Annotated in this window: 8 protein-coding genes; all 8 read right to left on the reverse strand. The window is 60.7% G+C overall.

The genetic code is table 11. From position 1 onward, the window contains the following. The coding region (locus tag ACP7AZ_RS17395) for a hypothetical protein (protein WP_426039915.1) at positions 1–226 on the reverse strand (226 nt) is incomplete at its 3' end. Between the two features lie 344 nt (positions 227–570). Continuing rightward, entirely contained in the window at positions 571–1,191 is a 621-nt protein-coding gene (locus ACP7AZ_RS17400) for a hypothetical protein (RefSeq protein WP_426039916.1), read from the reverse strand. Between the two features lie 249 nt (positions 1,192–1,440). Continuing rightward, positions 1,441–2,448: a hypothetical protein gene (locus ACP7AZ_RS17405; protein ID WP_426039917.1), complete on the reverse strand. Its 1,008-nt coding sequence runs from the start codon at positions 2,446–2,448 to the stop codon at positions 1,441–1,443. Continuing rightward, positions 2,445–3,173, reverse strand: a complete 729-nt coding sequence (locus ACP7AZ_RS17410) for a recombinase family protein (protein ID WP_426039922.1) — start codon at positions 3,171–3,173, stop codon at positions 2,445–2,447. Before ACP7AZ_RS17410 ends, ACP7AZ_RS17405 begins: the two co-directional genes overlap by 4 nt. A gap of 504 nt (positions 3,174–3,677) precedes the next feature. Further along, positions 3,678–5,117: an IS1182 family transposase gene (locus ACP7AZ_RS17415; RefSeq protein ID WP_426039918.1), complete on the reverse strand. Its 1,440-nt coding sequence runs from the start codon at positions 5,115–5,117 to the stop codon at positions 3,678–3,680. Positions 5,118–5,512: 395 nt separating this feature from the next. Further along, positions 5,513–6,139, reverse strand: a complete 627-nt coding sequence (locus ACP7AZ_RS17420) for a BLUF domain-containing protein (RefSeq protein WP_426039919.1) — start codon at positions 6,137–6,139, stop codon at positions 5,513–5,515. A 256-nt stretch (positions 6,140–6,395) separates the two neighbouring features. Then, on the reverse strand, positions 6,396–8,396 hold the full coding sequence (locus ACP7AZ_RS17425; RefSeq protein ID WP_426039920.1) for a PAS domain-containing protein: 2,001 nt from the start codon (positions 8,394–8,396) through the stop codon (positions 6,396–6,398). Positions 8,397–9,022: 626 nt separating this feature from the next. Further along, positions 9,023–9,847: a hypothetical protein gene (locus ACP7AZ_RS17430; protein ID WP_426039921.1), complete on the reverse strand. Its 825-nt coding sequence runs from the start codon at positions 9,845–9,847 to the stop codon at positions 9,023–9,025. Positions 9,848–9,940 lie beyond the last annotated feature (93 nt).

A 9,940-nucleotide genomic window follows, 5' to 3' on the forward strand; every position in this document is an offset into this window, starting at 1 on the left:
ACCCTCCAACATCGGCGCTTGCAGCACCGCAAAATCGCCGCCTAAATATCGAACCCAGACAAGGCCAACTCTCCACTAAATCCGCACCCCGACTGTCCCAAAACATCTGACGACGTACAATCATGCCTTGAACGAAGGCCCGCACCTCGGTGATGGACTCGGCGACTAGGGGTTCGTGGCCGACAAGACGATCACCTGCCCAGGTGGAGACGGCATAGTTCTGCATGGTGTTTCCTCGACGCTTGATTGCGTCACAAGGAATATATCAGCTGCAATATCAGGTGGTTGCGGCATTTATCGTGTGAGCGAGGCATCGTCGCTCCGCGAAAAGAGCGGTCTCTGTCGTTAGGCCATGCGCATCGCCGAGACAGATCCCGGTGCTGACCATTTCGGATGGGTCTCCACCCTCGTCCGTCAGCTGGATGCGCACTGTCAGCGAGATCGCCATTGTCCGGTGTCCGCCCCCCGCAGAAGTCAGCGGCGTCCGCTGATGGCGGTGGTAACGGAGGTCCGCTTGTTGGCTCCCTGCCAATATCCGCTCTCGACCCAAAGCAGACATTTAAGTTCTCTCTACTCGGCCAAGAAACGTTGTCGACAGGTGTCGATCGTTCGGTCCAAAGGCTCCCTAATGAGTGCACTTCCAAGCGCGTCAAGGTAAACAAAAGTATCGATTTCGTCTCTCGACTGACGAGTGGAAGCCCTGCCGATGGAAGCGAGACGTCCATTGTTAGCTCCGACACGACGGATGATCGGATCATCCAAATCCGCAGCCCGCATGAACTTTGCCGCCACATAACATGTTTCAGCGGCCTGCTCATCATCTGCGGGCAACTCCAACTGGCGGTCTAATGCTTTTTCACACTGTCGCAGAATATTCTGCTGGTCGATTTGCCCGGGAGGGACGGGTAGCGGTTCTTCCCCTCGATCTGCCAACAATGCGATTTGTCGAAGCGGCACACCGTTCAAAACATGCAGTTTCGCCCGATAGAAGATCGCTTCTGTCTCGACACCCGTTTGTCCGTCGGGCTCGAAGTTTTGCTGCCCGCGCCTGGCATACTGATCAGTCGCTGATGCACAAATCTCGATGTTGGGCACCAGGCCATCGGCCCCTCTCTGAACGGCAACTGGGCCGCCACACCCGGACATAGAAATGGCGACCGCAACGCCAACAACTGCCCGAAGATGCTTCATTCCCCCATCCTACGTTCACCCCACCGACCGCGAAAGTCCGCTTGCCACCCCTAGGCGAAGTCCACGATGTCCGCTTCCGGGGCGCAGATTTGCGGTCTCTGAGAAATCGCCCAGGAGCGCTCTACAGCGTTGTTGCGCACAATGTCACCGGAAGCATCGACTTGCGTCTCCGGCACACCTCCAGATCGATTTAAAGCAACCCTGAAACACTCGCGTGTCTTGGCTCAACACAAGTCACGCGAACAACTTTTAAAACTGTCGTCGGAGGCCGTCCCATCCGTCTCGCGCCGCCTGCCGTATTCCAAGCGTTGAAGCGAATAGTCGGGTGTCTATGTCGATCACCGTCAGATTCAATCTCTTCGTCGCGTAGTGCGCCCAGTAGATCGGTTCGACCACCGGCCTTCCAACCTGCTGAAACGACTTCTGGCTCCAGCTCCCGCCAGCTTTCCTGAGCGCCTCGTCGATCATCGGTTCGCAGCCGGGCTGGGGAATGACCACCGCACCATGAAGGTGGAACCGGATCGCATTGTCCCTCTCCAGCACGAACCAGAACTCAGGAGCGTCATCGGCGAAAGTCTCCTTCATCGCCTTCCGGATCCTGTCCTGCATGTAGCTGACGATGCCGCGTGGTGATCTCCGTGCCGCCTCGTCGATGTCCTTCGATAGATGAAGGTTGATGGTATGAGCCCCTTGCTTGTGACTCTCCACCGACAACGCCATCACCTTCAACGGCATGGTCGTCTTCTCCCAGTGGGGTAATCGGTAGCCTGGATATTTCTTCTGGATTTCGGCCTCTACTAAACCGCCCTTGACCGGACGCCCTTCCTTTTCCGCGACGCCAGTGGTGGCAAGGAAGAACCTGTCTGCTTGAGCCCGGCGACGCAGGCTTGTATGCGCAGTTCTGGACGTCTTCTCCACCTTGGCGGCGGCCTTGTTGGCGAACTTCAAGATGTCCGCCTTCGCCTGCCGGAAACTTCGGTCTCTTCGGCGCTCCAGCGCCTCGATCTTGGCGAGGTGTGCGGCCTGGTTGCGGGCGTATTCTTCGGGCTCGGGATGACCGAAGCTCTGCGCGATGGCGAGTTGCTCTCGAAAGCGTATGCGGCCCTTAGCGCTGGCGTTTGCGCCATCCTGGACCAGCCGTCGAAGCTGCTTCTCATATCTGGCTAAGGCCACGGGGTCGTTGAGGTCGCCTTCCATCCCGATTAGGGCTGTCGCGATCTCCCGTTCCTGCTCGGGAGATAGTGGGACGTCTTTCATGCAGACGCTCCAGTCGATGCCCGTCGCAACAGCCTGCTAACCTGCGCACCCGACCATAGACCACCGCGTGGTGCCATGATGGAACGGGCATTTAACTCGTTGGCGATGCCCCGGACCGATCCGATGCCGTCGCGCCTGATCTGGTCTGCAATCTGCAGGTGATCGTCCGCAAGCCGGGACGCCTTGATCGTGCGCACCTGAGCCGATCGGGCCCGTCCTGCAGCGGCATGGTCTTCGATCCGGTGCTCGCCTCTACGTCCGCCAAGGACCACACCCCGTTGACGGGCGGCCACTAATGCCGCCTTTGTCCGCTGCGAGATCATCTCCCGCTCCTGCTCGGCCATCGCCGCCATGATGTGCAGGGTGAAGCGGTTCGCCGAGGGCATATCCACGGCAATGAAGTCGACGCCTTGGTCCATGAGCTTGGCGATGAAGGACACGTTCCGAGATAGCCGATCCAGCTTGGCGATCACGAGAACCGCACCCCGCATCCGGCATTGCCGCAACGCCTCGTCCAGGGCCGGTCGATCAGCCTTCGTGCCGCTCTCGACCTCCTCGAACTCCATCAACAGCGTGCCGTCACAGACATATACCGCGACAGCCGATCGCTGGGCGTCGAGGCCGAGACCGGACTGCCCCTGGCGCTTCGTGGAGCAGCGGTAATACGCGATGTATCGGTTCGTGATGGTGAGGCTCCAGTCGCATCGGTGGTTGAACCAAATGATACGCCCTGCCGGATGGAGAACGAAGGGCTATCTCACCGGCTTTGTCGGCTAAGAGCAGACCTTCCGAACGGCTGTTGAGGGTGGGAAGCGGACGTTGATCGCGGCAAGCCGTCAGAACCCGAAGAGGCAAACCTGAATGCGCTGGTATTACCCTCTCTTCGCCTGTGCGGCCGTCCTGCTCCTTGTAGGCGTCGCCCTCGCACAGTTTTTCTGGCCGCTGTTTTTTCTCGGCCCGCTTTTCTGGATTGTGATGGGGAACTCGCTTCGATGCCCTCGCTGCCGAAAGGACATCACGGATACGGGCAAGGGCTACGTCGCTCCTTGGCTGCGAACGCCTAAGACCTGCGTAGGGTGCGGACGCCGCAAAGACGACATTTGGCCTTTTCAGTGGGCACTTCGCCCGGAAGCGGACCCTCGTAAGAGCCGCTAAGGGTCCAGGCCGTGTAAAAACGTGTTCGGCGGCGGCGACCCATAGTTGGCGAGGAGGCGCGGAGCGCCTCCTTCTCAGGCTCTGATCGCCTCCATCAGCGGCTTCGTTCCGAGCACTGCCATCACCCGCTTCATATTATAGGCCAGGATGTGCAGGCTGATCTCGGTCTTCACGTTGGGCAGGCGCTTCATCAGGAAGTGAGCGTGGCCCATCCAGGCCTTGATCGTTCCGAATGGGTGTTCGACTAGGCTTCGGCGGGCCCGCATGGCACCCGGCGTCAGGTCCATCCGGGTCTGGAGCGCATCGATCACGGCTTCATGCTCCCAGCGCCTGATCCGCCGCTCGGCACCGGGTGTGCATTGGGGCTTGAGGTCGCAACCGGTGCAACTGGCCCGGTCCCAGTAGCGGTGGATATTCAGCCCCCCCTCAATGGTCGTCATATGGTGGGGCAGCAGCGCGCCGGCCGGGCAGCGGTAAACGTCCTGATCCGGTAGGTAGACGAAGTCCTGCTTGCCGAAGCGGCCCGCCGCCTTCGCCCCCGAGGTCTGGGGCTTGGGCAGGTAAGGCGTCACGCCCATGGCCTCGCAAGCCAGTATCTCCTCGCCAGAGAAGTAGCCTCGGTCCGCCAGCACATCGAGCGCATCCACGCCCATGGCGTCCCTGGCCTTCGCCGCCATGCAGGCGAGCTGATCGCGATCGTGGCCGGTCATGACCACGTCGTGGGCGACGATCAGGTGATGCTCGCCCTCGACGGCGGACTGGACGTTGTAACCGACGATGCCGCTGCCCCGACCCGATGTGGCCATGGACCGGGCGTCCGGATCGGTCAGGGAGACCTGGCCGTCCGACGACGCCTCGACCTGGGCTTCCATGGCCTTCAGCATCGCCATCTGGGCGCGGAGGCGTTCGATCTTCTCGACCAGACGCCCGGATCGCGCCTCTGCGGCCTCGCCCTCATGCCGGTCCGCCGTGTCCAGGTCCTGCAGATAGCCGGCGATGTGCTCGGCGACCTGTTCGATCCGCCGCTTCACCTTGTAGGCGGTGAAGTTCTTGTCGCGGGTGTTCACCGCCTTGAACTTCGAGCCGTCGATAGCGACCAAAGCGGTGCCGAACAGACTCAACTCGCGGCACAACACCACGAACTGGGCGCACGCCGCCTGGATCGCCGAGCCGTTCTCGCGGCGGAAGTCGGCGATGGTCTTGTGATCCGGTGCCAGCCGTCCCGTCAGCCACATCAGCTCGACGTTGCGTTGGGCCTCGCGTTCCAGACGCCGGCTCGACTGCACCCTGTTCAGATAACCGTAGACGTAGAGCTTCAGCAGCGTGGCCGGATGGTAGGCCGGACGCCCCGTCGCCGCCGGCTTCATTCCCTCGAACCCGAGCCCCCTCAGGTCGAGTTCGTCGACGAAGACATCGACCACCCGGACTGGGTTCTCCTCGGCCACATAGTCGTCGAGACAGTCTGGAAGCAGCGTCGGCTGCCGGCGATCTGCACCCTGAACAAAGCGGCTCATACTCACCCCCTGCTGACACCAGAAGGATAAGCTAATTCGCCCGATCAGAAGGCGTTTTCACACAGCCTCGGTCGGAAGCAGAACTGAACTTCGCGTCTAAACGCAGTCGCCGTTGAACTGGCAAGCGTAGAAAAGCGGACCGACGATCACGACGAACGCCATCAAAAATAGGCCAGCGACTATTGCGGCAATGGCGAGCAGAAATTTTGCCCAGAAAGGGATGACTGGCAATTTCAAGGTCGTTTGCCCTTCGGTCGGCAAGGCATAGTCGCCGCGCGCACGAAAGTCCGCAATGGGTCGGACTCAGCGGTTGGCTGTCGGCCCCAAAACAGACATTGGGGCTACCGCCGCAAACCGGACTCGCCGAAGGGCTGTTCGGGGTGGGGACCGGACACCTACGGCGTGTTCGTCGATGCGTCTTGCTCGCCGACCATTTCGAAGATGAGTTCAGTCAACGCAGACATCGATGGCGTTTCTCCGGCGACTAGCGTGGCCAGTCTGGCCCTGCCGTGCGGCGTGAAAACGGGCGCGATCATTGCCCAGTCACTGAACAGTCGGCGCTCGATCGGAAGACGGTCCACGACGATCATGTCATGATGGCGCGGATCCATCGCGAGCTTCAACAGCAGAACGTCGAGAGAGCCGTGGGAGCCCTCCAGGACTTGGGCGAACCGTGACGGCGTGAACGCCAAGGCCCCAGTGATGTTGTTGCCTCGGTTGTTGCGAACCGATTGTTCGAGGATGTCGGAGACCGCCATCAACGACTCCGCCGGCTCAGTCGAGTGACTGACGTAGGCTAATCTTTCCAATAGCATTGGCTTGCGTCCCCGATCGAATGACGTGGTCACCTCCTGCCATGAGAGTCGAGTCGAGGAGCGACCTTGGCCAGAACAGCTGACGGGCACGGGAGGTGTGTCACCAAGTCGAACCTGCAGGATGTCCGCAACGGGCCGACATCGGTTTTCGGCTTGCGCCCAGAAAGCAGACGCGCTGGACATCGCCCTGGGGTGGACAGCAGACATGCAAACGGCCCCGCCGTCGCCAGACAATTTATGTTCGTCGGATTGGACGGGGCGTCGGAAACTCCGCTTCGTCGGCTGGTGTTACAGTAAGGATTCGGCTCTCTTAGGAACGAGTAGCCCGCCGGAGCACTAATGCTCAGCTTGAGAGCGATCTCAGGCAGTTTCCCGGCCGACCGCGACGCCCCTTCTAGGTCGGTCGGGAAATATCCATTGGGGCATCGCCGCCGTGCGCTCACTCACCGGCGAGCCGTCCTGATCAGACGCCCACCATGCTGAGGATTTTCTGGGCAAGCAGATCGACGGAGAAAGGCTTGGCAACCATGTCCATGCCTTCGTCAAGGAATCCGCTGCGAACCTCAGCCCCTTCGGCGTAGGCCGTAACGAAGAGCACCTTCAGGCCGGGGCGAATGGCGCGCGCCATCTCGGCCAGTTGGCGACCGCTCATTCCAGGCAGGCCGACGTCGGATACCAGCAGGTCGATCCTCTGGCCAGAACGCAGGATCGGCAAGGCCGCGTCTCCGCTAGCTGCCTCGACGAACTCATAGCCCAGCTCCTTGAGCACTTCGCCGATCAGCAATCGAACTGATGGCTCGTCCTCCACAATCATCACCGTGGTGCCCGCGCGTGGGGGACTTATGACGGCCAAGGTCAGCAGCTCGCCTTGGGTCACCACTCCGACGGCGCGCGGCAGCCACAGTCTGATCCGGGTGCCTTTGCCCGGCGCACTGTCAATGACGACATCGCCGTATGACTGTTTCACGAAGCCGTAGATCATCGAGAGACCTAGACCTGTGCCCTGTCCGATCGCCTTGGTGGTGAAGAAGGGATCGAAGGCCCGATCCATGACCGCTTGGGACATGCCGATGCCCTCGTCGCCCACGCTGATGCAGACGTAGTCGCCCGGCGGTAGGTCCGGACTGAGGTCGCGGTCAGCAACCGCGAGGGTAATATTCATCGTCTCGATGGTCAGCGCCCCGCCATTCGGCATGGCGTCGCGAGCATTGATGGCCAGATTCAGAAGACTGTTCTCGAGCTGGCTCGCGTCCACCTCGATCGGCCAGATGTCGGGCTGGAGGACCAGAACGAGGGACGTCGATTCGCCCAGCGTCCGCTCAAGCAACTCAGCCAGCCCGTCCGCCAGGGCGTTTATGTCCAGGATCTTGGGCTCGAGCGACTGTCGTCGGGAAAACGCCAGCAGCCGCTTGGTGAGTGTAGCGGCTCTCTCGGCGGACTGATAGGCCATGTCGATGAACCGCTCCACATCGGCGAGCCGACCGTCAGCCAACCGTCGCCGCACAATGTCCAGTCCGCCGATCACCCCGGTCAGCATATTGTTGAAGTCGTGCGCGATGCCACCTGTCAGCTGACCTACCGCCTCCATTTTCTGCGCCTGACGCAAAGATTCCGCGACGCGCAGCAGGTCCTCGGCCTGGGCTCTCTGTTCGGTAACATCGCGGGCATAGCCGTAGATCAGCCCGCCTTCCTCCGAAGTCCGCCACGTCAGGCAGCGCAGCGAGCCGTCCTTGTGGCGATACAGGTTCTCGAAGCCGTCGACGTCGACGCCCGCCGCCGCCGCCTCCAGCGCATGGGCGGTCTCCTGGGTGTGGTCCTCCGATACGAAGTCGCGAAAGCTGTGCCCCACCACCTCCGACGGGTCGTGCCCCAAGATCTTCGTCCAAGCCGGACTGACGGCCTGAAACTGCCCGTCACTGTCGGCGATCACCAGGATGTCGTGCGAATTGTTCCAAACCCGAGCGTATTCGGCGGTGCGTTCTGCGAAGCGACGCTCCAGCTCCACCGCGTGATCGATCCGTTGCGCGTCGGCCAGAACCCGCGCCGTGGTCTCCGTGGCGGCGCAGAACACGCCGGCGATCTTGCCGCTCTCGTCGCGCGCTGGCGAGTAGGAAAAGGTGAACCAACAGTCCTCGGAATAGCCGTTGCGCTCCAGCACGAGGTGGAGGTCTTCTGACCAGGTCGCCTCGCCCCCTAGGGCGGTGTCGACCAATGGCGCGACTTCGTCCCAAACTTCCGACCATATTTCCCGGAACGGTCGCCCGAGCGCCCCGGGATGCTTTCTGCCGAACACCGGCATGTAGGCGTCGTTGTAGAGGAAAACGAGCTCGGGACCCCAGGCGACGAACATGATCTGTTTGTTTGGAAGGATCAGGCTGACCGCCGATCGCAGCGCCTGGGGCCATGCGTCAGGGTGTCCTATCGGTGATGTGGACCAGTCATGGGCGCGCATCAACGCGCCCATTTCGCCCCCGCCTGCGAGAAAGGAGGTCTTCTCAGCCGATAATGGATCAGGATTACTCGTCACAGGACCATGCCTATACTAATCCCTAAAGCGCTGCACCCGACGAAAACTGCCGTCCCCGCGCCGGACCGCGCTGCGGGTTGAGCTTCACGATCCGTGCCGTTACCGCCCCCTTGAGTGTGCGCGTTATCGAGTCTGACTCATCTGAGACCCTTGGACCGTCCACTATCAGGCGGCAGGAGTGTTTTGAGAATGGGCCTTCCGCAAAGCGGAGGTTCCAAATGTCCAAAATGGGTCGACAACCGTCATTGATTTCACGCCGGACAGCGGACATTGGCGGGCCTCAGGCATAAGGCACGAGATGTTTCGCTGGCCGCCTATATTCGAGCACGCCCGTTCTTGTCGGCAAAGTCTGGGCTCGGGCTGTCAAACTTACACCGCCGCGCTCAGGGCCTGAAGAACGCTTCATCCGTCAATAACCCGACATCGAAACGGCAGAAACACGATTTTAGGCGAGTGTAGACGTCGGAAAAATGAGTGTTTCCCTCGCAGGTTGCGGCCTAGATATAAGGGACGCATCCTAGGACTGCCTCACTGCCTTGACCCTGATGCCATGGTCGCTATGGCTAGTAGGACTTCGCCCGTTCGACGAAATGGCTGAGGTCCAGGTATATGTAACTGACCCGCGAGATCTGCTCGTGGAGTTCGTCCAGAGACACCGCATCGAAGTAGTATGCGTCCATTCCCACGTTGGCGTTTCCTAACACTTGGTTCTGAATGGCCCGGTCAATGCCTCTCGTTGCCATGGCAACTTTGAACGTGTGTCGGAACGAATAGAAGGTCGGCTTGGGCTTTCGCTTCGTGCATGCCGGGATGAACACCTCATTGAACCGTCTGATCCACCTCGCCCCGGAGTAGAGCTTGCGAGCATCCTTCGAGGCTTTCCAGTCCGGGAACAATCGGGCGCTGCCCGACGCTGCCATTCGCAAGGCATACGCACCGAAGCCGAGTTCGAGAAGCATCGGGTGAATGGGAACTTCACGCCGGGCGTTCGGGGTCTTATAGGTCATGTAGAACGGCTTATCGTCAGGGTCGTTGGGGTCGAACTCGGTCAAAATACTGATGAATGGGATACGGCTGAGCTTTACGTCGGTTACGGCGAGCTGACCAATCTCGCTGGGCCTGATTCCGGTGAAAAGCATGAGCAGCGGTGCCCAGAACCGATGATCGTCAAGGATCACCTCGCCGTCCATTCCGTATTGAGCGCTAGACTTGCAGCCAGTGAACACGGGCAAATCGAAAAGGGCTGTCAGTTTATCTTCCTTGAACGAAGGCCGTTGACCGCCCTTCTTGGTCGAGCCTGCGACCTTGACCCGATCGGTCGGCGATCCTTCTAGCCACTCCTCAACCACAGCGTATCCGAAAGGGGCCTGACAGGTTAACTTTGCCAAGTCGAAAGCCCCCTACCCCGTGGCCCGATCAGTCAACGGCGGCCGCCCATGCGGCATCAGCGTCGGCGCGGAAGCGGCGAAGTGTGGGTCTGC

Origin of the sequence: Brevundimonas sp. DC300-4 (assembly GCF_049897365.1) — a bacterium.
Taxonomy (GTDB): Bacteria; Pseudomonadota; Alphaproteobacteria; order Caulobacterales; family Caulobacteraceae; genus Brevundimonas.

Bases quoted from the DNA above. Each gene is read 5' to 3' on its own strand.
- ACP7AZ_RS17400 (WP_426039916.1), bottom strand. From the start codon at position 1,191: ATGAAGCATCTTCGGGCAGTTGTTGGCGTTGCGGTCGCCATTTCTATG.
- ACP7AZ_RS17425 (WP_426039920.1), bottom strand. From the start codon at position 8,396: ATGGGCGCGTTGATGCGCGCCCATGACTGGTCCACATCACCGATAGGA.
- ACP7AZ_RS17420 (WP_426039919.1), bottom strand. From the start codon at position 6,139: ATGTCTGCTGTCCACCCCAGGGCGATGTCCAGCGCGTCTGCTTTCTGG.
- ACP7AZ_RS17405 (WP_426039917.1), bottom strand. From the start codon at position 2,448: ATGAAAGACGTCCCACTATCTCCCGAGCAGGAACGGGAGATCGCGACA.
- ACP7AZ_RS17415 (WP_426039918.1), bottom strand. From the start codon at position 5,117: ATGAGCCGCTTTGTTCAGGGTGCAGATCGCCGGCAGCCGACGCTGCTT.